General features: G+C 68.6%; 17 protein-coding genes, 2 tRNA genes and 1 other RNA gene. 11 read left to right on the top strand and 9 right to left on the bottom strand.

Annotated elements, in window-relative coordinates; translation table 11 throughout:
* Nucleotides 1-115: 115 nt before the first annotated feature.
* Nucleotides 116-514: a hypothetical protein gene (locus tag ACFXJL_RS04900; RefSeq protein ID WP_384689273.1), complete on the bottom strand. Its 399-nt coding sequence runs from the start codon at nucleotides 512-514 to the stop codon at nucleotides 116-118.
* A 63-nt stretch (nucleotides 515-577) separates the two neighbouring features.
* On the opposite strand from ACFXJL_RS04900, the gene ACFXJL_RS04895 reads away from it, so the two are divergent.
* The 3 genes from ACFXJL_RS04895 to ACFXJL_RS04885 all read left to right on the top strand — a co-directional run bounded on the left by ACFXJL_RS04895 (nucleotide 578) and on the right by ACFXJL_RS04885 (nucleotide 2,783).
* Nucleotides 578-1,546 (top strand): HNH endonuclease, encoded by a 969-nt coding sequence (locus tag ACFXJL_RS04895; RefSeq protein WP_384689270.1) that lies wholly within the window; start codon nucleotides 578-580, stop codon nucleotides 1,544-1,546.
* Between the two features lie 119 nt (nucleotides 1,547-1,665).
* Complete coding sequence (locus ACFXJL_RS04890) at nucleotides 1,666-2,121, top strand: hypothetical protein (RefSeq protein WP_384689267.1); 456 nt, start codon at nucleotides 1,666-1,668, stop codon at nucleotides 2,119-2,121.
* A gap of 461 nt (nucleotides 2,122-2,582) precedes the next feature.
* Nucleotides 2,583-2,783 carry a hypothetical protein gene (locus ACFXJL_RS04885; protein WP_384689264.1) on the top strand — a complete coding sequence of 67 codons (201 nt, stop codon included), beginning with the start codon at nucleotides 2,583-2,585 and terminating at the stop codon, nucleotides 2,781-2,783.
* 111 nt (nucleotides 2,784-2,894) lie between these two features.
* Here ACFXJL_RS04885 and ACFXJL_RS04880 read toward each other — a convergent pair whose 3' ends face one another.
* Nucleotides 2,895-4,136, bottom strand: coding sequence for a helix-turn-helix domain-containing protein (locus ACFXJL_RS04880; RefSeq protein ID WP_384689261.1), 1,242 nt, complete (start codon nucleotides 4,134-4,136; stop codon nucleotides 2,895-2,897).
* Nucleotides 4,137-4,214: 78 nt separating this feature from the next.
* Here ACFXJL_RS04880 and ACFXJL_RS04875 point away from each other — a divergent pair, with 78 nt between their 5' ends.
* Both ACFXJL_RS04875 and ACFXJL_RS04870 read left to right on the top strand, forming a co-directional pair.
* On the top strand, nucleotides 4,215-4,412 hold the full coding sequence (locus tag ACFXJL_RS04875) for a hypothetical protein (RefSeq protein WP_078609429.1): 198 nt from the start codon (nucleotides 4,215-4,217) through the stop codon (nucleotides 4,410-4,412).
* Nucleotides 4,412-4,678, top strand: coding sequence for a hypothetical protein (locus tag ACFXJL_RS04870; RefSeq protein WP_384689258.1), 267 nt, complete (start codon nucleotides 4,412-4,414; stop codon nucleotides 4,676-4,678). The genes ACFXJL_RS04875 and ACFXJL_RS04870 overlap by 1 nt, the downstream gene beginning before the upstream one ends.
* Nucleotides 4,679-4,939: 261 nt before the next feature.
* Here the strand turns inward: ACFXJL_RS04870 and ACFXJL_RS04865 are convergent, their stop codons facing one another.
* On the bottom strand, nucleotides 4,940-6,076 hold the full coding sequence (locus ACFXJL_RS04865) for a tyrosine-type recombinase/integrase (RefSeq protein ID WP_384689257.1): 1,137 nt from the start codon (nucleotides 6,074-6,076) through the stop codon (nucleotides 4,940-4,942).
* Nucleotides 6,077-6,244: 168 nt separating this feature from the next.
* Nucleotides 6,245-6,332: transfer RNA gene (locus ACFXJL_RS04860), tRNA-Ser, on the bottom strand.
* Between the two features lie 71 nt (nucleotides 6,333-6,403).
* Here ACFXJL_RS04860 and ffs point away from each other — a divergent pair.
* The 6 genes from ffs (at nucleotide 6,404) to ACFXJL_RS04830 (ending at nucleotide 15,317) form a co-directional block, all read left to right on the top strand.
* Nucleotides 6,404-6,502: signal recognition particle sRNA small type (gene ffs / locus ACFXJL_RS04855), an RNA gene on the top strand.
* A gap of 58 nt (nucleotides 6,503-6,560) precedes the next feature.
* Entirely contained in the window at nucleotides 6,561-8,762 is a 2,202-nt protein-coding gene (locus ACFXJL_RS04850) for a DNA polymerase III subunit gamma and tau (RefSeq protein WP_384689255.1), read from the top strand.
* Nucleotides 8,763-8,821: 59 nt separating this feature from the next.
* Nucleotides 8,822-10,075 (top strand): phosphoribosylamine--glycine ligase, encoded by a 1,254-nt coding sequence (purD, locus tag ACFXJL_RS04845; RefSeq protein ID WP_384689253.1) that lies wholly within the window; start codon nucleotides 8,822-8,824, stop codon nucleotides 10,073-10,075.
* Nucleotides 10,076-10,554: 479 nt separating this feature from the next.
* Nucleotides 10,555-12,234 carry a hypothetical protein gene (locus ACFXJL_RS04840; RefSeq protein WP_384689251.1) on the top strand — a complete coding sequence of 560 codons (1,680 nt, stop codon included), beginning with the start codon at nucleotides 10,555-10,557 and terminating at the stop codon, nucleotides 12,232-12,234.
* 489 nt (nucleotides 12,235-12,723) lie between these two features.
* Nucleotides 12,724-14,181 (top strand): N,N-dimethylformamidase beta subunit family domain-containing protein, encoded by a 1,458-nt coding sequence (locus ACFXJL_RS04835; protein ID WP_384689249.1) that lies wholly within the window; start codon nucleotides 12,724-12,726, stop codon nucleotides 14,179-14,181.
* 233 nt (nucleotides 14,182-14,414) lie between these two features.
* A complete protein-coding gene (locus ACFXJL_RS04830) occupies nucleotides 14,415-15,317 on the top strand; it encodes a phosphoribosylaminoimidazolesuccinocarboxamide synthase (RefSeq protein ID WP_384689247.1) in 903 nt (300 codons plus the stop codon).
* A gap of 275 nt (nucleotides 15,318-15,592) precedes the next feature.
* On the opposite strand, the gene ACFXJL_RS04825 is transcribed toward ACFXJL_RS04830, so the two are convergent.
* From ACFXJL_RS04825 to ACFXJL_RS04805, 5 genes are all read right to left on the bottom strand, one after another.
* Nucleotides 15,593-15,665 (bottom strand) — tRNA-Gly (locus ACFXJL_RS04825).
* Between the two features lie 22 nt (nucleotides 15,666-15,687).
* Nucleotides 15,688-16,296, bottom strand: a complete 609-nt coding sequence (locus ACFXJL_RS04820; RefSeq protein ID WP_329020959.1) for a response regulator transcription factor — start codon at nucleotides 16,294-16,296, stop codon at nucleotides 15,688-15,690.
* A gap of 73 nt (nucleotides 16,297-16,369) precedes the next feature.
* Nucleotides 16,370-18,082, bottom strand: a complete 1,713-nt coding sequence (locus ACFXJL_RS04815) for a histidine kinase (protein WP_384689244.1) — start codon at nucleotides 18,080-18,082, stop codon at nucleotides 16,370-16,372.
* A gap of 87 nt (nucleotides 18,083-18,169) precedes the next feature.
* Entirely contained in the window at nucleotides 18,170-18,994 is an 825-nt protein-coding gene (locus ACFXJL_RS04810; protein WP_384642447.1) for an ABC transporter permease, read from the bottom strand.
* Between the two features lies 1 nt (nucleotide 18,995).
* On the bottom strand, nucleotides 18,996-19,913 hold the full coding sequence (locus ACFXJL_RS04805; protein ID WP_358880876.1) for an ABC transporter ATP-binding protein: 918 nt from the start codon (nucleotides 19,911-19,913) through the stop codon (nucleotides 18,996-18,998).
* Between the last annotated feature and the right edge of the window lie 130 nt (nucleotides 19,914-20,043).

The following is a 20,043-nucleotide window of genomic DNA, read 5'->3' as shown; positions in this document are numbered from 1 at the left end:
TCCTCGCCATCCAGCGAGGGTCCGTTGGCATTGATGGCGCATCGCGTATGGACAGTGCAAACCACCACACCAGCCTCAGCGCGTCGCCTGTGTTCACCCATCGAGCGGAGCGGCATTACAGATCACCGTCCCAGACAGGGTCTCCGGTGTAGACCTTCTCCATCTCCAGGGTGAGCTTGGCAGGCATTTCCAGGCCAAGGAGCTTGGACTTCTTCATCTTGAGGTCGGCGATGGTGCGGATAACTGCATTCCGCTCCGCCACCGTCTCGGCGCCCTTGAGGTTGCTGTAAGAACGGCGGATCAGCTCATCCAAGCTGGCTTCCACGTCCGTACGCATGTCGGCGAGTGCTTCCTCACCCAGGTTCTTTCGCGCCCGAGCGAGGCGACGGTTCACGACTTCCCGGGTGATTCCGAGGGAGCGGGCAATGGCTGAACGGTTGTTACCTGCCAGCCAGAGACGGTATGTCTTCTCGGCTTCCCGATCCCATTCCGCCTCTTGCTTTGCACTACCCACGCTATCCTCCTCCTCTATTCCGGGGTAATTCCGCATTGCTTATCGGCAATTCGATGATGACAGATGCTTGACAAAACGGCAAGGAATCGCATATGGAGTACCCCGTGGGTTAATGCCGTCATAGCTTCCAGCCGCAAAATCGCGCATAGCGTAAGCGTCATGAGTCACGAGGAGTGCAATCACGAAAGGACCAGGGCGGCCCGTGCTATGTGTCGACGGAATCGAGCTGGCGCTATTGGTCGTGTCGGCGACGCGTACGAGCGGTTCATATCCCGCGTCGATACGGCGGGCGAATGCTGGGTATGGAAGGGGCATCTGCACACCGACGGATACGGGATCTTCTACGACCGCCGGGACGATCGAAGGCACCTGGCCCACAGGTGGGCGCTTGAATACTCCCTGGGTCGTAAGTTGGCTCCCGGTGAGCTGGCACGTCACAAGTGCGATAACCGCCCGTGTGTCCGCCCCGAACATCTGGAGCCGGGCACGGAGGCTGACAACTCGCGAGACCGGGCAAGGCGTAACCCTCGTGGTTCAGTCGTTCACGTGGGATGTGACCACGAGCCGACCAAAGAAGCGCGTGCCAAGTGCCCCAAGTCGGGAACCCAGAAGCAATATCGGAACCTCACGCCCGAGCAGCGTTGGGCAATCAACGTGGACACCTCGGCTGGGTCAGACGCTTGCTGGCCTTGGAAGGGAACGATCCTTCGCGGCTATGGGCGAATGCGGATTAATGACCGATCCGTCTACGTGACGCGCTGGCTCATGAGCCATGCCCTGGGGCGGGAACTCACACGGGCCGAACTCGTGAGGCATCGTTGCGACAACTCGGTTTGCTGTAACCCGAGCCATCTCGAACTTGGCAGTCACACGGACAACATGCGCGACATCGTGAAGCGAGGTCGACACCACAATGCAAAGAAGACCCACTGTAAGTGGGGCCACGCATTCGATGACGAGAACACCGTCTGGAATAAGGACGGAAATCGGTCCTGCCGCGCGTGTAGTCGAGACCGTCAGCGCGAGCCATAGGCCATCGCTCGATAACAGTTCGCCACGGAATCCAGCTCTAGCCCTTCGGGCGGCTCGCCTGTGATTGGGAGTGTCTGCCGTGTCAGCAACACCGCGCAGAACCGAGGGAGTTCGAGACCATGACCAAGACCCGCTTCTCACACACCACCTGCGACCACTCGAGCACCAAGGCTGCTCGTGCCAAGTGCCGCAAGGAGATGCGCGGCGAAGCCGTCGCGTCGAACGTCACGGCACCCAAGCCCGTCGCCGTCACGCCGACCAAGAAGAAGGACCCGCGCAAGGTCGCCGCCGCCCCGAAGCCTGCGCCGGTCGAGACGCCGACCGCAGAGACCGCGCCCGCTGTGCCGACACAGCAGACCCCCGAGGCCGCTCCTGCCGCTGACCCCGTGGAGGTCACCCGCGAGACGTGGCGAGAGTTCAAGGAGCAGCGCGTCACCGTGCACGTGGTGGGTGTGGAAGAGCCCTTCACCGACCTTGAGCTGACCGGCTGGTCCATCAAGCTCGTCCAGTTCACCGACGCCGACGGCAAGTCGCACCGCCTGCCCGCGACCACCGTCGAGAAGGTCACTGCCTGACGTTCCACACCAGCCCCAGCAGAGGAGCCCGGTCACTCATCACGAGTGCCGGGCTTCTCGGTGGCTTGACCTGCGAGGACGCCGAGCCGGCGGAAGCTCTGAGAGCGCGTCAGGAGAGATCGGTTTGCGCTGTCGTACTCAGACACTCAGACGACGTGCGAGAAGCCGAGAGGCGTCAAAGAATCGCGTCTGGAGCTAGGTCTGCGCGTGACGCTCTCTCGCAGAGACGCGCGACGCGAACTCACGAGCCGCACATAACAGTTAGCCCCGGAGTCGGGTTACGAATCTCCATGGAATCCAGGCGTCATTCTCGGAGGCTGAGCCGTTCGTTCCTAGCGTCGCTCTCGTCATTCCAACTACGCGAGAGCGAGAGCGATATGGGAAAGCATCAGCGCCGATTCCGCTACACCCGCCAGCAGGGAAAGACCTACGTCTCGTGCACACGGTGCGGGATTAACCTCGTGCCCGCGCCGACCTCGTTCGACCTTGACCCGATCTGCCGCACGTGCACCCCTCGCCGTGAGATCTCCCAGCGCCAGCACTTCGCCTGGCTCGTCTCGGGACTCCTCGCCGCAGAGATCACCATCATGGGCGTGATCCTCGGACGAGACGGCATCGCGCAGATGTGCCGGTGGGTGGGGGACATGGTGACGCCCTGGTGATCTGAACGTTCCACACCACCCCTCGTGAGAAGAGGGTGTCGCCGAGCCAAGAGAGCCCCGCCGCGATAGAGGCTAACTACCGCGCCGGGGCTCTCGTCTGGGTGCAGCCAGTCAGGCCGCGTGCTCTGCCAGGAGGGTAGCGACCTCGGGTACGTCCTCGTACTCCTGGAGCCGAGCCAGCACGACACGGACCCGCTCGGCTGTGCGCTCGGAGGCGACGGCCGACACTATGCGGATCACCCGCTCCGCGACGACCGCCGACTCCTCAGGCTCGTTCGCATCAGCCAGAGCGATGGCGAGCCACGACAGGTAGAGAGCCATCTCCCGTGTGTGCGTGGCGTCGTAACCCGCGAGCACGTCACGGAGTAGCGGCACCGCTCGCAGCGGCCTGCGGAGCTCCGTGTAGACGCGGGACTCCATGACCTGAAGTTCCCCGGCGTCGACCCAGTACAGGTAAGCGGGCGGCTCCTCGGTCTCGTCGTCGCTCTGCGCCAGCGCCTCGGAGGCTTCTCCCAGTGCCCGCATAGCGGCGCGTGCGTTCTCATGGCCACCCGCTTGTGTGTGCGCCCACGCGACGCGGTCCCAGTAAAGGGCCCGAGCCTTACCCGGTGAGTCTGGTCCAGCGTCGTGCAACGCGGCCTGGGCCAGGGTCAGACCCTCGCGGATCTGGTCGGGCGTGCCGACGTTCGTCATCTGGTAGGCGAGCGATCCACCGAGGTTCCCCGCCAGCGTCATGTCCCCGGCCTGCCTGGCTGCGCTGAGACCGAGCCGGTAGATCCGCTCGGCTTCCTCGTGCCGTCCGGCATCGGATGCGATCCACCCGGCGATCTGTGCCAGCTCTCCGATCTGAACCAGCAGCGCGCGGCCAACACCCTGGGTGTGCGTGTTCTCGCGGTACAGCCGTACGGCCTCGCGCAGCTCCCTGAGAGCCGGGGCGATGAGGTCTCCGCCCGCTAGAACGTCGTCGGCAAGGCGCAGTCCGTGGACGCGCTTCTGTAGGTCCGTCACCTCTCCCACACCCACCCGCCGAGGCGAGCGAACCGTGAGCAGGCTAAGTGGGTCACCCTCCGGCAGGAAGTCGGCCAGGGTGGGCTGGAGCGCCTGGTCCTGATCGCTGGGGGACTGAGCGCCGTCGATGAGACGAGCCGCCAACTCCACCACTTCGCCATGGGCATTGAGTAAACGATCCAGGGACAACGCCAGCTCTGGGGACGGCAGTTGCTTGCCCGCCAGGACCCGCGAGAGGAACGCGTGGTCGTACACCATCGCCCGCGATGCAGCGCGGATCGATAGCCCCTGTGCCTTGAGCGCGGCTCTCACCGTGCGCCCGAACTCTCCGCCTGCGCTGCTCATGGTGAAAGCGTAGTCAGTCACCAGTCAGTCAACACCTAGTCACCGGTAGTGCTGGCGAATCGCTCCGAGACTCAGATCATGACCAAGCCGAAGAGTTACCCCAGCGCTCCGGTGGTACTGACAGAGCCAGCCGACATCTTGGAGCCAACTCCCGTGGAGGGATGCGCTGGCTGTATCGAGCTGGCCAACACCCGCGACCGTGCACGAGCGGGCGGTGACTGGACCACCGTGTCCGACTGCAACGTCTTCCTCCGCCGTCACCCGGAGGGGCACTGATGTCCGCCCGAATGGTGATGAGGTTCGTTGACCACACGATCCGCCACGCTCCCGAGGGCGGCGTGACGTACGAGGCGTTCTGTGTCTCGGTCGGATGCGGAGAGGACAGCGGTCCGAAGGATGAGCAGAACGCCGCCCAGGACTGGGCGCTCAAGCACACGGGTCGGACGGGTCACGACCTCTTCCGCCGCGTCTTCACCGACCACGCCCGCGTGACCCGAGCCGGTCAGGAAGACAGCCAGGGAGCGGGAGGTGGTGAGCAGTGATGCGCCGGATAGTCGGACGGTTCGCTTGGCCTGCCTGGTGCCTGGTGCCTGCTGTCGGCAGCGACCTGCGGCTACCTGATCGTGGCGGCTGCACGCGGGTCCTTATGACCCGGCCGAGACGACGAACGAGGGTGGTGTGGAACGTCCCGATGGATGTCCCACACCACCCTCTTGGTGTGTCTGGCTGTGCCCGCTGGGCTGTCCGCCGGCTGCGACGTAGGCCCAGGTCAGGGGTGGGTCAGTGACTGGACAGCCGGAGGATCAGTAGCGGTCCCCGAGCTGGTGCACGGCGTCTACCGCTCGGCGTGAGGCCATGTCCGCGCCATACCGCCTGAGCATCGCGGGTGACTTCCACCCACGCACCGCCATGATGTGCTCGCCCGAGACTCCCGCCGCCTTGAGGTCGTCGGCCCAGGTATGGCAGTAGGAGTGCGGCGAGACGTGAGCAGGGTCATATCCTGCGGCGGCGGCGATCTTCTTCACGAGCCGATGAAGACCCTGGTAGCCCAGCTCTCCGCGATTGCGCGTGCCGAGCCAGAGCCAGTCCAGGTGATCCGGAGAGTTCGGGTTCGCCATGCGGTGCTCGGCTCGTACGCGCAGGTACCGCGTCAGTGCCTTGACCGTCTTGGGCTGGAGCGGGATGACGCGGGCATCAATGGAGTTCCGATCGCCCTTGAGCGGGACGACGACCAGAGTTCCGTTGGGCAGGTCGAGGTCGTTGGTTCGAAGGTTCAGGAGTTCGTCCGACCTCAGCCCCTCGGTGAGTACGCGAATGATCGCGTGGTTCCTCACCGTCTCGAAGTCGCGGACCTTCGGAGAGCCGCCTCCCGTGACTGCCAGGCAGTCCTGGATGAAGTCGGTTGAGAGTGTCTTGGGCTTGCCCATCGGGGGAGTGGCGTAGCGCTGCAAGCGCGGATCGTCGTACGGGTTCGGGTGGTCGTACTCCTCGGCCAGGTAGAGGAACAGCGCCCGGAGGTTGCGCTGGGTCGTGCTGGTTCCGCCTGTGTAACCGCCCTTCCCATCCTGGGACTTCGGGACATCGTGCTCCGTGTAGTACCAGCGGAAGTAGCGGTTCAGGATGGCGGTGTCCACGTCGGTGAACGATGCGACTTCCACACCCCCCGCGTTGAGCTGCGGAGATCGGGTCAGCCAGCGGTGGAGCTGAGTAGCCGCGTACTTGTACGCGTTGACCGTGCGCCTCTGGAAGGGGCGACCGTGCTTGTTCGTCGTGGTCGACAGGTGTAGCTCAAGCTCTGCGATCGTCGCGAGACGTACGTCCTCAGCGCTCCTGACGCTGCGCACAGGCGTTGCTGACAGCGTGCGCGTGCTCTGTGTCGGCGACGACGTGTCGGCGCTCCTGACGCGCTGCTGTGCGCGCAGTGGGTTCCGTGCTGCCATGGGCTCGTGGCTCCTCGTGACTGGGAGCTAGACAAGTCCGAGTTACCGAAGCGTCTCGCCTAGCTCCGCCTGGATGCGGAGCCGCAGCACGAGCGGTCGCCAAAGCAGAGAAGCCCTGATCCGCATAAGCGCAGATCAGGGCTTCCCTGTATTGCCCGGTGAGAGCAATGGCGGAGGATACGAGATTCGAACTCGTGAGGGGTTGCCCCCAACACGCTTTCCAAGCGTGCGCCCTAGGCCACTAGGCGAATCCTCCGCGGCAAACAATACAAGACGCCGGGGGATGCTCGCGAACTCGTTCCCACCCCGGCGATCGGGTACTGTGTGCGGAGCCCCTCACGTGGCGCTATCTGACTGAACTCCCCCAGGGCCGGAAGGCAGCAAGGGTAGGTTGGCTCTGGCGGGTGCGTGGGGGGCGCTTGCGTTTGCCCAGGTGGGGGCGGGTGGGCTTCGGTTGTCAGCGGGCCCCGATAACCTCGTAGGCGTGTCGTCCCTTGCGCTGTATCGCCGCTATCGTCCCGAGTCCTTCGCCGAGGTCATCGGGCAGGAGCATGTCACTGACCCGTTGCAGCAGGCCCTGCGGAACAACCGGGTCAATCACGCCTACCTGTTCAGCGGACCGCGGGGTTGTGGCAAGACGACGAGCGCGCGCATCCTCGCCCGTTGTCTGAACTGCGAGCAGGGGCCCACCCCCACGCCCTGCGGTGAGTGCCAGTCCTGTCAGGACCTCGCCCGCAACGGCCCGGGGTCGATCGACGTCATCGAGATCGACGCCGCTTCCCACGGTGGTGTGGACGACGCCCGTGATCTGAGGGAGAAGGCGTTCTTCGGCCCGGCCAGCAGCCGGTACAAGATCTACATCATCGACGAGGCCCACATGGTCACCCCGCAGGGCTTCAACGCCCTGCTGAAGGTCGTGGAAGAGCCGCCCGAGCACCTCAAGTTCATCTTCGCGACGACCGAGCCCGAGAAGGTCATCGGCACCATCCGCTCGCGTACGCACCACTACCCCTTCCGGTTGGTGCCTCCCGGGACCCTCCGTGACTACCTCGGTGAGGTCTGCGGCAAGGAGAACATCCCCGTCGCCGACGGCGTGCTGCCCCTCGTCGTGCGGGCCGGCGCCGGATCCGTGCGGGACTCCATGTCCGTCATGGACCAGTTGCTCGCCGGGGCCACCGAAGAGGGTGTGACCTACGCCATGGCCACCGGCCTGCTCGGTTATACGGATGGCTCCCTGCTCGATGCTGTGGTGGATGCCTTCGCCTCCGGGGACGGGGCCGCCGCGTTCGAGATCGTGGACCGGATCATCGAGGGTGGGAACGACCCCCGGCGCTTCGTCGCCGACCTGTTGGAGCGGCTGCGGGACCTGGTGATCCTCGCCGCGGTGCCCGACGCGGGGGAGAAGGGGCTGATCGACGCCCCCGCCGATGTCGTGGAGCGGATGGTGGCCCAGGCGTCCGTGTTCGGTGCGGCCGAACTGAGTCGCGCCGCGGATCTGGTCAACACCGGCCTCACCGAGATGCGCGGTTCGACTTCGCCGAGGCTCCAGTTGGAGTTGATCTGTGCGCGGGTGCTGCTTCCCGCCGCGTACGACGACGAGCGTTCCACCCAGGCCCGGCTCGATCGGCTGGAGCGCGGGGCCGCCGCTGTGGGCTCCGCCGGTGCCGGTGGTGGACCGCCCGTGGGCTATGTCCCCGGCCCTCAGATGCACGCCCATATGCCAGGGCCGGACGGTCCGGTGTCCCGACCCTCCGCACCCGTGCAACAGGCACCCCCGGTACAGATGGCGCCTCCCGCGCCCGCCACCCCTCCGCCGGCCCCAGTCGCCCCGTCCCCGCCCGCCGACGCGCAGCCCGCCCAGCCGGCGGCCGGGGCCCGCCCCGGTGCCTGGCCCACCGCGTCCGCTCCCGGACAGGGGCCCCGACCGGCCGCTGCTCCGGCACCCACCCCGCAGGTCTCCGCGCCCGCCCAGGTCGCCGCGGCGTCACCATCGGCTCCCGTCATGGCGCAGGGCGCCGGCCAGGTGCGCAACATGTGGCCCGAGATCCTGGAAGCGGTCAAGAACCGTCGTCGCTTCACCTGGATCCTCCTCAGCCAGAACGCGCAGGTGGCGGGCTTCGACGGCACGACCCTCCAACTCGGCTTCCTCAACGCCGGCGCGCGGGACAACTTCGCGAGCAGCGGGAGCGAGGAAGTGCTCCGGCAGGCCCTCTCGGAGCAGTTCCACGTGCAGTGGAAGATCGAAGCGATCATCGACCCCTCAGGCGGTACGGGAGGTCCCGGTCCCTCCGGTCCGGCCGGTGGCGGTTCCGGGTTCGGCGGAGGCCGCCCCGCTCCGGCCGGATACGGGTCAGGTTCGGGTGCCCCCGCGCCGCGTCCCGCTCCCGCGCCTTCGGCGGCGCCCCAAGGCGGCTCCGGCGGTCCGTCCTCCGGGTCCGCCGGACCTATGAGCCAACCTCCTGCCGCGCAGGAGCAGCGTCCGAGTCAGCCCGCGCCGTCCAGACCGGTGGCCTCGGAGCCGACGCGCACCGCTCCTGCTCCCGTGTCCACTCCGCCGCCGGTCTCGCCCGAGGACGACGTCCCCGAGGACGACGATCCGGATCTGGTGGAGTCCGCGCTCTCGGGCCATGACCTCATCGTGCGTGAGCTGGGGGCCACTGTGGTGGAGGAATACACGAACGAATAGGACGGCTCTGCTCGGAGGGCCGTACGAGAGCACGGTCCGCGGCGGTTAGGCTGACGGGCGTGAAGGTCCTCGTCATCGGCGGCGGCGCCCGCGAACACGCCCTGTGCCGCTCTCTCTCACTCGACCCCGACGTCACCGCTGTGCACTGCGCGCCCGGAAACGCCGGCATCGGCGAGATCGCGGAGCTGCACCCGGTCGACGCCCTCGACGGCGATGCAGTCGCCCGACTCGCTGCCCGACTGGAGGTCGGGCTCGTCGTCGTCGGACCGGAGGCGCCCCTCGTCGCCGGTGTCGCCGATGCCGTACGTACCGCTGGCATTCCCTGCTTCGGACCGTCTCGCGAGGCCGCGGAGCTGGAAGGCTCCAAGGCGTTCGCGAAGGACGTCATGGCCGCAGCGGGAGTGCCCACGGCCCGTAGCTATGTCTGTACGAACGCACAGGAGATCGACGCCGCGTTGGACGCCTTCGGGCCTCCTTACGTGGTGAAGGACGACGGTCTCGCCGCTGGTAAGGGCGTCGTCGTCACCTCTGATCTGACTGAGGCCCGTGACCACGCCATCGCCTGTGGCGGCGCGGTCGTCATCGAGGAGTACCTCGACGGCCCCGAGGTCTCCCTGTTCGCCATCACCGATGGCGAGACGGTCCTTCCGCTGACCCCCGCCCAGGACTTCAAGCGTGCTCTGGACGGTGACGAAGGCCCCAACACCGGTGGCATGGGTGCGTACTCCCCACTGCCCTGGGCCGATCCCAAGCTGGTGGACGAGGTCATGACGACGGTGCTCCAGCCCACCGTCGACGAGATGCGCCGCCGCGGTACACCGTTCTCGGGGCTGCTGTACGCGGGTCTTGCGATCACCTCCCGTGGCGTACGGGTGATCGAGTTCAACGCCCGCTTCGGTGACCCCGAGACCCAGGTGGTGCTGGCACGGCTGCGCACTCCGCTCGCGGGGGTGCTGCTGCACGCCGCCAAGGGCACGCTCGTCGACGAGCCTCCGCTGCGCTGGCACGACGAGGCGGCGGTGACCGTGGTCATCGCTTCCCACAACTATCCGGACACTCCGCGCACCGGCGACCCCATCGAGGGGCTGGACGAGGTCGCGGCGCAGGATGCGCCCCATGCGTATGTCCTGCACGCCGGTACCAAACAGAACGGCGACGCGGTTGTGAGTGCGGGCGGGCGGGTGCTGTCGGTCACCGCGACCGGCAAGGACCTCAGCGAGGCCCGCGAGCGGGCCTACCGGGCCGTCGCCCGGATCAGGCTCGACGGCTCCCAGCACCGGACCGACATCGCTCGCGCGGTCGCTGAGGGCTGATCGAGGGCTGATGCAGTGGGGCGGCGGCACTCCTCGGAGGGTTGCCGCCGACCTCCGCGAGGTAGGCGACCGAACCCCGTACCTCGTCTCGATGTGTATGTGACGGGACGAGCGACCGTCCTCGACGTGTGCGCTGTCGATGTGCCCATCGGGAGCGCACGGTGACGGTGCCTGCCTGTCTCCGCACCCCGCATGCAAGCGCGCGCCCACTACGGAGCGACTACGGGCGAGCGCGGAGTGTGTGAGAAGCCGTGCGAATTGGGAGTGAACCCAGCGCCTTCTCAGCCCGTCCTCACCTTTGCCCAAGGCCATTCCATCGAGTGACGACTGAGCCATCTGGATGACGACCGCCGGGACCCCAACTATGGTGCGGCGCAAGCGTTCCGGCACTTGGCTCATCGGCATTGCGATGTCAGTGACGGGTGTCACAGTGGGGGAGTGACCTTCACCGTCGCCATGCAGAGGGGGTGAGGACCGGCGTGTCCGGTACCGGTATGGGCGAGTCGATCGGCTCGCAGGCCGCGCGATTGCGCGCGCTCGCCGTATTGCGCATCCGCAGCAGGGCGGTGGCGGTCGCCCTGCTGCCCGCCGCCGTGGCCGTGGTGTTGTTCGCCGGCGGTGTGACCGGTCATATGAGCGGGGGCGGCTGGGACACCGCACGCTGGGTCACCTCGGTGTGCGCGCTGGTCGTGCTGGTGCTCGCCGTGGCCGTCGCGGCGGTGATTGTGCGTGCCGAGCCCGCGCTGAGCCCCACCGTCGAGCTTCCCGAGAGATCAGCCCCCGACCTCTACCGCCTGGTGCGGGACCTGGCCGAGCGGCTCGATGTGCCCCCTCCCTCCGCGCTGGCGCTCACCCCCGACTGCGACAGCTGGCTGGAGGACCGCACCCACCCGGCGCACTCCCTTCGCCATGTGGTGCGCAGCGGTCCCCGTGTACGGCGTTCGACGGAGGCGCCGGTGCTGGTCATCGGCTCCCCCTTCCTGTGGTGGATGCGTGTGGCCGAGTTGCGGGCCGTGCTGGCTCCCGTCGTCGCGGGGACCGCGCCGTCCGCGCACCCGGACATAGCCGCCGCCCGACGTTTCGTACGGGGGTTGGACGCGGCGGTCGCACTGGCGTCGGACTCCGCGCAACGAGCCGTCCGATCGACCCCGCGGCGACTGCTGGGACGGCTGGCCTTCGGTTTTATCGGCCCCATATCCCGGATGCTGCTGCGCAGTTGTCACACCTACGCGGGGGAGATGGAACGGGGCGTGGCCGCAGCCGCGTCCGAGCGGGCCCAAGCTGTGGACTACGGTCTGCGGATCGTCGCCCAGGAGCAGGTCGGGCTGGCCTACGCGGGCTGGGACAGGCTCCTGACCAGGGTTGCCCTGCCGGCCTGGCGGATGGGTCGCTGGCCCTCCCGCTTGGATGCCGGAGTGGTCTCCGCGCTCACCGAACTGTCCCGGCGCGACCGCCTCGCCGAGGGCTTCGCCTCCCGGCTCGGGGAGCGCCCCGCCTGCGATCTGCTGGAAGAGCCCGGTGCCGTGGACGAGGCCGCGTCCCTGCTGGCAGCCCGCCTCTTCCACGGAGGCCCTGCGGAGACCGGTGTCAACTGGTCACCGGTCGGTTGGCAGGAGTATCCGGAGGAGGTCGTGGACCGGAAGTGGCGTACGGAGGCGGCCCGGCTCCATCGCGTGCTGGACGGTCTTGGAGTGACGCCTTCGGAAGGCCCCGACGGTCCGACGCTCGCCCGGGTGATCACCCACCTGGGCCGGCCCGCGCCCGAGGTCGGGGAGAACCTCGCGGCCGGCATCAGCGCCGAGGTCGCGCGGGAGGAGGCGGCGGCGGCCAGTGTTCCCGTGGTGCGGAGCCAGGGCGACGCGTTGAACGGATGGGGTGCCGACCCCCTACCGCTCTTCCCCCTACAGCCCCCGCGCACGGGGCGGGAACTGCTCGCCGACCATGTCACCGCGATGGTCTGCTGTGCCGCCGTGGACACCGCGGGTGCCGCTCCCGGGCTGGACTGGTTGGACGGGCCAGCCCTGCTGATACGGGGCGAGCGCTCGGCCGATCTGATGTCGCCGGTCCTGAGCCTGACGGAGGACGGCGATCCCGGACCGCTGCGGGCCTGGCTGACCAGGACGGGTGTTCGCGCCGAGAAGCCCGTCCGGCTCGTCTAGACCGCGCCCCGCCGGCTTCCTGCCTCCTCCCGGCCGCGTTCTGCCCGGCGTACGACGCCCTTCCCCGCTCCCGTGCGCCCCGCCCCTGCGCACCTCTGTTCGCGCGCACTCCCCCGTGCCGGGGGGCTACTCCTGGTGCCCGGAGGCGCACGGCCTCCTCCTGCCCGTGCTGCGGGGGCGTTCCCGTACGGCCGTTGCGGATGACGGCGCCCCGCGTGCGGTGGCACCCATCCGGACGCCGACCTCGCTGATCCACATCCGTGCCGCACTCCATGCATGGGCACCCCAGCCATGTGCACCCCATCCGTGCATACCCCATGCATGCGCATCGGGTTCGCGCGCACCACATGCGCCCACCACGGCAGAAAGCTCACTCCCTCAACAATTCGCGACGAAGGGTGACGGTCCGCGTGCGTTATGTGATGTGCTGGGGATCGGCGCCGACCATTCGGCGTAGCGCAGTTGTCCGGGGGCATTGAGGGAGGGCGCATGGGGGCCGAGCAGATCCGGCGGTGGGAGTCGGGTGCGCTCGCCCATGCGGTGACGGACCCCTTCGGGCAGGGCCCCCTCCCATGGCTGCGCGGCTCCGAGAAGTACGTGGACGCCAGCGGCCAGGTCGTCGCCTGGTACGCCGAGCCCGATCGGGGCCGTAGCGCCAGGGCACCCCGTACCGCCGATGATGTGCGTCGCCAGATCAAGGGGTTCGCCTCGACCGGTGCCGTGGCCCCCGGTGAGGCGATCGACTTCCACATCACCGTGGACCCGCCGCAACAGTTCTCCGTCGACATCTACCGGATCGGGCACTACGCCGGCGCCGGGGCATCCAAGATCGCCACCAGTCCACGGCTCTCCGGGATCGTGCAACTCCCACCGCTGACCGCCGACCGCACGGTCTCCTGCCACCACTGGTGGCTCTCCTGGCGGCTCCAGGTCCCCTCGTACTGGTCGGTCGGCGCGCATGTCGCCGTCCTCACCACGGTGGACGGCTACCGCTCCCACATCCCCTTCACCGTGCGCGACAACAAGCCGGCGGATCTGCTGCTGGTCCTGCCGGACATCACCTGGCAGGCGTACAACCTCTACCCCGAGGACGGTCGTACCGGCGCGAGTTTCTACCACGCCTGGGACGACAAGGGTCGGCTCCTCGGCGAGCGGGACGCAGCCGTCACCGTGTCCTTCGACCGCCCCTACGCAGGTGCCGGGCTCCCCCTCCACGTCGGCCACGCCTACGACTTCATCCGGTGGGCCGAGCGGTACGGCTACGACGTCACCTACGCCGACGCCCGCGATCTCCACGCCGGCCGCGTCGATGCGACCCGCTATCGCGGGCTGGTCTTCCCCGGCCATGACGAGTACTGGTCCGTGCCCATGCGCCGCACCGTCGAGGCGGCCCGCGACCAGGGCACCTCGCTGGTCTTCCTCTCCGCGAACTCCCTCTACTGGCAGGTCGAGCTCGGCCCGTCCCCCTCCGGTGTCCCCGACCGGCTCCTCACCTGCCGCAAACGCCGAGGCCCGGGGAAGGCCGCCCTCTGGCGTGAGATCGACCGGGCGGAACAGCAACTGCTGGGCATCCAGTACGCCGGCCGTGTCCCCGAGCCGCACCCCTTGGTCGTACGGAACGCCGATCACTGGCTCTGGGAGGCGACCGGCGCCGGCGAGGGCGACGAGTTGGCCGGCCTGGTCGCAGGTGAGGCGGACCGCTACTTCCCGCGCACCGCGCTCCCTGAGCACCGGCGCCGCATCCTCCTGGCCCACTCCCCCTACCGGGACGGCAAGGGGGCCCTTCGGCACCAGGAGACCTCCCTCTACCGGGCGCCGTCCGGTGGGCTCGTCTTCGCTTCGGGCACTTTCGCCTGGGCGCCCGCCCTCGACCGCCCGGGCCATGTGGACAGCCGAATCCAGCGCGCAACCGCCAACCTGCTGGACCGCATCTGCAAGCGGGACTGAGAGCGGGACGGAGACCGGGACGGAGAGGACTAGAGCGGGACGGAGAACGGCCGCCGCTTTTCCTTCCCCTACGAGCCCAGACAGCGCCCTTACGACCGTTTGAGTGGCCCCGCGATAGGGCTCCCATCCTCCCGGGCACGCTGAGCTGCGCCGCTGAGCTGCGCCCCTGCACCGGAGTCCGTCGTTCCATACGGGAGAATCGACGCTGTCAGTCAGAGCTACGGGGAGGAACCATGTCCGGTTTTGTGGAAAAGCCCGAACCGCTTCAGGTGCCGGGGCTGGTGCATCTGCACACCGGCAAGGTGCGGGAGCTGTACCGGAACGAGGCGGGCGACCTCGTCATGGTCGCCAGTGACCGTATCTCCGCGTACGACTGGGTGCTGCCGACGGAGATCCCCGACAAGGGGCGGGTCCTCACCCAGCTCTCCCTGTGGTGGTTCGAGCGCCTCACCGACCTCGTCCCGAACCACGTCCTGAGCGCGGAGCTCCCCGATGGCGCCCCCGCCGACTGGGCCGGGCGCACCCTGATCTGCAAGTCACTGCGGATGGTCCCCGTCGAGTGCGTCGCCCGCGGCTATCTCGCCGGCTCTGGCCTGGTCGAGTACGAGGAGTCCCGCACGGTCTGCGGAATCGGCCTCCCCGAGGGGCTCAGCGACGGCTCCGAGCTGCCCGGGCCCATCTTCACCCCCGCCACCAAGGCCGCGGTCGGCGACCACGACGAGAACGTCAGCTACGAGGAGGTCGCCCGGCAGGTCGGTGTCGAGACCGCCGCCCTCCTGAGGCAGACGACCCTCGCCGTCTACGGCCGGGCCCGCGACATCGCCCGGGCCCGGGGCATCATCCTCGCCGACACGAAGTTCGAGTTCGGTTTTGATGCGGACGGCGGACTGGTCATCGCCGACGAGGTGCTGACGCCCGACTCCTCGCGCTTCTGGCCCGCCGCCGACTGGCAGCCGGGACACGCCCAGCCCTCGTACGACAAGCAGTACGTGAGGGACTGGCTCACCTCGCCGGCGTCCGGCTGGGACCGCCGCAGCGAGCAGCCGCCGCCCGCCCTGCCGCAGGAGGTCGTCGACGCGACCCGGGCGAAGTACCTGGACGCGTACGAGCTGCTCACCGGCACGCCCTGGTCCTAGGGTCGCGTCGGACGGGTCGTGTCGGACCCATCCCGTCTGGTCTGTGTGATGCCCTGCCTTGTCGGGAGTCGCCCGAGTACATCTCGTACGAGTCCAGTACGAGGGCGATTCTCCGTCTTGCGATCTGACGCATCTCCCCCGCCCGGGCGGGTCGACGCATCGGCTTCTGGGCACAGGGGTGGGCAGGCGTGCGCGGGTGGGAACGGGCACGAGAAGGCATAGACAGACGGGAACATCACGAAGGCCCCGATCCTGAGGATCGGGGCCTTCACCTGAGCGGACGACCAGGTTCGAACTGGCGACCTCAACCTTGGCAAGGTTGCGCTCTACCAACTGAGCTACGTCCGCATGCGCCGTGGCGCGCAGCCCACTATACCCAACCGCGCTCCCGTGCGAGACGGGCGGCTGCGTGCCGGTTCTCCGCCCCCAGTTTCATGGCGGCCGACGACAGGTAGTTCCGTACCGTCCCTTGCGACAGTGAAGCCCGTTCCGCGATCTCCGCGATGGGTGCGCCGTCCGCCGCCAGGTCCAGCACCTCCGCCTCCCGAGCGGTCAGGGGCGAGTCCCCGGCCGAGATCGCGTCGGCCGCCAACTCCGGGTCCACGTAGCGGTGTCCGGCGTGCACGGTACGGATGATCTCGGCGAGCCGCTGGGCGCTGACCGTCTTGGGGACGAACCCCCGCACCCCCGCGGTCAGGGCCCGCTTGAGGTGGCCCGGCAGACCATGGCTGGTCACGATCATGGTTCTGCACCGGGGCAGCTCCGCCTTGAGGGATGTGGCCACACTCACACCGTCCGCTCCCGGCATCTGAAGATCGAGCACGGCGACGTCCGGACGGTGGGCGAGGGCCATGGCGAGCGCCTCGGTTCCCGACGCGGCCTCCGCGACCACGACCAGGTCGTCTTCGAGCGCCAGCAGCGCTGCCAATGCGCCCCTGATCAGATGCTCGTCGTCGGCGAGCAGTACCCGTACGGTCATCCGGTGCCTCTTCTCGATCGGTGCGGGGGGCGCAGCCGGGCCGGGCGCTCGGGCCGGGCAGGGCCGACTGCGGTCATCCGGAGTCCCGCGGGTCGCTTCCACCGGCCTTGACCGCCGCTTCCAACGAGACGCCCGCGGTGGTCTGGTCGGACGCGCACAGGTCCTGGTCGGATGAGCGCGGCCTTGCGGTGACCTCCGACGGGTTCGCCCCGACACTGTCCTGCGACGGCCCTGCCCCGAGGCCACCTTGCGACGAAACCGTCCCTGCGGTGCCGACGTCCGCGGTGCCGACGTCCGCGGTGCCGACGTCCGCGGTGCCGATGCCGACGGTGTCGATGTCTGTGGGGTCGATGTCGCGGTCGTCCGGTTCGTCGGCGGACTCCTGCCCGCCCTCCGGTCCCGTACGCCCAAAGGCCCCCGGCTCGACCCCGCCATGTCCCGCGCGCCCCTCCACGGGCACCCGGGCCGTCAGCCGGAAGCAGTCCCGAGGGGCGGCACCCGCCTCCAGGGTGCCGTCCACCGCCAGCAGTCGCTCCCTGAGGCCCGTGAGCCCGGAACCCGGTCGCCGGGATCGGTCCCGCCGTGGGTTCGGAGGGAGATCGGCAGCAGTGGTGGTCAGCGGTACCGCGGCTGCTCCACCGTCGACGGCCGTCGCCTCCCAGGCCGTCGTCTCCACGGCCGCTGCCTCTCCGGCTGTCGAGGACCTGCCCGCACCGTTGTGTGCCCTGTCGTTCTCCACCACCAACACGGCCTCGCCGTCCGTGAGCCCCACCGAGATCCGGCAGCGACGGGCGTCCCCGTGGCGGAGCACGTTGGTGGTCGCCTCCCGCACCACCCAGGCCAGCGCTGACTGCACGTCCGCGGGCAGGTCCAGCTCCGGGGCCACCACCGTGCAGTGAATCCCGGCCGCGCCCAGGACCCCTCGGGCGCCTTCCAACTCCACCCGCAGATCGGCCTCGCGATAGCCACGGACCACATCCCGGACCTCGCGCTGTGACTCCTGTGCGATCTGCTGGACCTCCGACATCTGGTCGACCGCCTCGGGCCTGCCCCGGCGGGCCAACTGCACCGCCAACTCGCTCTTCAGGGCGATGACGGCCAGATTGCGGCCCAACACGTCATGGAGGTCCCGCCCGAAGCGCAGGCGCTCCTCGGCAACGGCGAGCCGTGCTTCCACATCGCGGGCCTCACGCAGTTGCCACAGCACCCCGAGGATCCACATGGAGGCCCGTGCGGTGAACGCGGCCCAGCCGGTGGTGAACCCCACGGAGATGAAGACGGCCAGCACCGTGTCCGCCGTGTGCCCGGTCACGGCCAGCAGCCCGGCCAGCAGGGTCAGTACGGACAACTGGACCAGCGCTGTCACCCGGTTGGGCACGAAGAGGCAGTGCGCCGTCAGGAAGGGGGCCAGGGAGGCCATCAACATCCCCGCCAGCATCCCGCCCTCGTCGGGGAGGGCATCCGGCGGTGACAGGGCCAGCACCACGCCAACGGTGCCGGCCGTCACGGCCGCAGCCCAGGCCATCAGCCGCCAAGGTGCCTGGACCCGCTGGAGGTAGAAGTCCATTCCGCGGCAGCTGAGCTTCCCGCAGAGCACGCCCGACGCCACCGCGAGGGGCGGCCCGATGAGTGCGAGTGCCAGGGGGCCTTCGACCCTTATGGGAGGGGTCAGCATCATCAGGGTCAACCCGATCGGCCCCATCCACACGATCACATAGAGCGTGCCGCGGGTGTAGAGGTCCACTTTGGCCAGCCCGCTGCGACCGCTCCAACCCTTCACCCGCACGAGCCACCTCCGTCGATTCGCACACCCACTGATGATCCGCGGCCGTCGGCCCGGCGGGCACCCTGCCGTGATCAGCAGGGTGGGCGATCAGCGGCGCGGCTCCCAGCGGAACCACTTCGACACAGCAAACACCGACAACGCCATCCAGACCAGGCTGATCAGCACGGCACGCATCACATCGGTGGAATCCGCACCACCGAGCCATCCGGCCCGTACCAGGGTCATCACTCCCGTCATGGGAAGCAGCTCGCACACCGACGCCATCTTCTCGGGCATCACTTCCAGCGGTACGAGCAGGCCCGATCCCGCGACCGAGACCAGGAACATCGGCATGGTGGTGATCTGCGCGCTCTCCACCGTGCGGGTCACCGTCGCCGTCACCGCGGCCAGGGCGGTCAGCAGTACGACACCGATGACGATGCCACCGATCAGGAGGTCGGGGCGGCGGGGCCAGCTCAGATCCATCCCGACGACCCCGCCCACCACCAGCAGGACGCACTGCGTCAGCGCGAGGCCGACCGCGGGGAGCGCGGTCCCCACCAGGATCTCGTGGTCGGGCACCTCGCCCGTACGCAGCCGCTTGAGGACCAACTCCTCGCGCCGGGCCACATAGGCGGAGACCAGGTTGAGATGGACCACCAGCAGCAGGACCATTCCGATGCCGGCGGTCAGCGCCGCCTCCACGACGCTCATCCCGGCCTTGTCGAGGTCCACTCCGTCCAGCGAGGACTTCGTTGCCACCACCATGATCAACGGCATCAGCAGGGCCACGAAGAGAGCGGTCCGGTTTCTGATGAGCAGGGTCCATTCGGCCCGGCCGAGTGCGGCGAGCCGCCGGGGCGGGGAGGAAGCCGAGGACGTGCCCGCTGTGGACGTACGGGTGGTCCTGTCGCCGTTGAGGGTCGTCGTCATGTCACACACCCACCGTTTCCGTCTGCGCGATGTCGAGGAACGCCTCTTCGAGGGAGGCTGAGCGGGCGTCGAGCCCTTCCAACTGGATCTGCGACTCCCGTGCCCAGCGCAGCAGTTCCTCCAGGGACTCCTGGAGCTGATGGGTACGGATCTCGATGCGCTGACCGTCGGCCCCCGCCTGGAGGGAGAGTGGCAACCGTGCGGCCGGTACTCCCTCGGGCAGTTGGAAGCGGATGCGGGCGGGCCGCTCGGCGGTCACGGTGGCCGGTGTGCCGGTGGTGACGATGCGCCCCCGGTGCATGATCGCCAGCCGATCGGCGAGCGACTCGGCTTCCTCCAGGTAGTGCGTGGTCAGGAGGACCGTGGTGCCGGAGTCCCGGAGCGCCCGCACCAGGTCCCAGGTGTCACGCCGCCCTTCCGCGTCCAGTCCGGTGGTCGGTTCGTCGAGGAAAAGCACCTCGGGTCGGCCCAGGAGCGCGAGTGCCAGGTCGAGCCGTCGGCGTTCGCCGCCCGAGAGCTGTTTGACCCGCACCGCGGCTCGTTCGCCGAGGCCGACCAGCCCCAGTGCCTCCGCCACCGGGCGGGCGCCCGTGGTGCAGCCGGCCCACATCCGGGCGGTCTCGGCCACGGTCAGATCGGAGGGGAATCCGCCCTCCTGGAGCATCACGCCGATCCGGGGCCGCACGGCTGCCCGCTCGCGGTAGGGGTCATGGCCGAGTACGCGGACGCTGCCGGCCGTGGGGGCGGCGAGTCCCTCCAACAGTTCGACGGTGGAGGTCTTTCCGGCGCCGTTGGTGCCGAGGAGGGCGAAGACCTCGCCCCGGGCCACGGAGAAGGAGATTCCGCCCACCGCCTCGAAGCCCCCCGAGTAGCTGCGCCGCAGCCCGTCCACCGTGATCACGTACTGGTCTGTGGTCATGGGAACAGCGTCCCGCCGCTTCGGGAACGGGATCAGTGCGCGGCGTCACCGATGGCGATGACATTTGTCATGGGAGCGATGCGCGGGATGCCGACATCCGGAACCCGACGTTCTCCCGGTGTTTTCCCCG

This window comes from Streptomyces sp. NPDC059256, from assembly GCF_042753785.1.
GTDB lineage: Bacteria > Actinomycetota > Actinomycetes > Streptomycetales > Streptomycetaceae > Streptomyces.
Note: the sequence above shows the minus strand (reverse complement) of the source record. Positions and strands in the feature narration are given on the sequence as shown.

What these genes read in the sequence shown, in the direction of transcription:
- ACFXJL_RS04895 (WP_384689270.1), top strand. Translation starts at nt 578, where the DNA reads ATGCTTGACAAAACGGCAAGGAATCGCATATGGAGTACCCCGTGGGTT.
- ACFXJL_RS04890 (WP_384689267.1), top strand. Translation starts at nt 1,666, where the DNA reads ATGACCAAGACCCGCTTCTCACACACCACCTGCGACCACTCGAGCACC.
- ACFXJL_RS04880 (WP_384689261.1), bottom strand. Translation starts at nt 4,136, where the DNA reads ATGAGCAGCGCAGGCGGAGAGTTCGGGCGCACGGTGAGAGCCGCGCTC.
- ACFXJL_RS04875 (WP_078609429.1), top strand. Translation starts at nt 4,215, where the DNA reads ATGACCAAGCCGAAGAGTTACCCCAGCGCTCCGGTGGTACTGACAGAG.
- ACFXJL_RS04870 (WP_384689258.1), top strand. Translation starts at nt 4,412, where the DNA reads ATGTCCGCCCGAATGGTGATGAGGTTCGTTGACCACACGATCCGCCAC.
- ACFXJL_RS04865 (WP_384689257.1), bottom strand. Translation starts at nt 6,076, where the DNA reads ATGGCAGCACGGAACCCACTGCGCGCACAGCAGCGCGTCAGGAGCGCC.
- ACFXJL_RS04835 (WP_384689249.1), top strand. Translation starts at nt 12,724, where the DNA reads ATGGGGGCCGAGCAGATCCGGCGGTGGGAGTCGGGTGCGCTCGCCCAT.
- ACFXJL_RS04830 (WP_384689247.1), top strand. Translation starts at nt 14,415, where the DNA reads ATGTCCGGTTTTGTGGAAAAGCCCGAACCGCTTCAGGTGCCGGGGCTG.
- ACFXJL_RS04820 (WP_329020959.1), bottom strand. Translation starts at nt 16,296, where the DNA reads ATGACCGTACGGGTACTGCTCGCCGACGACGAGCATCTGATCAGGGGC.
- ACFXJL_RS04810 (WP_384642447.1), bottom strand. Translation starts at nt 18,994, where the DNA reads ATGACGACGACCCTCAACGGCGACAGGACCACCCGTACGTCCACAGCG.
- ACFXJL_RS04805 (WP_358880876.1), bottom strand. Translation starts at nt 19,913, where the DNA reads ATGACCACAGACCAGTACGTGATCACGGTGGACGGGCTGCGGCGCAGC.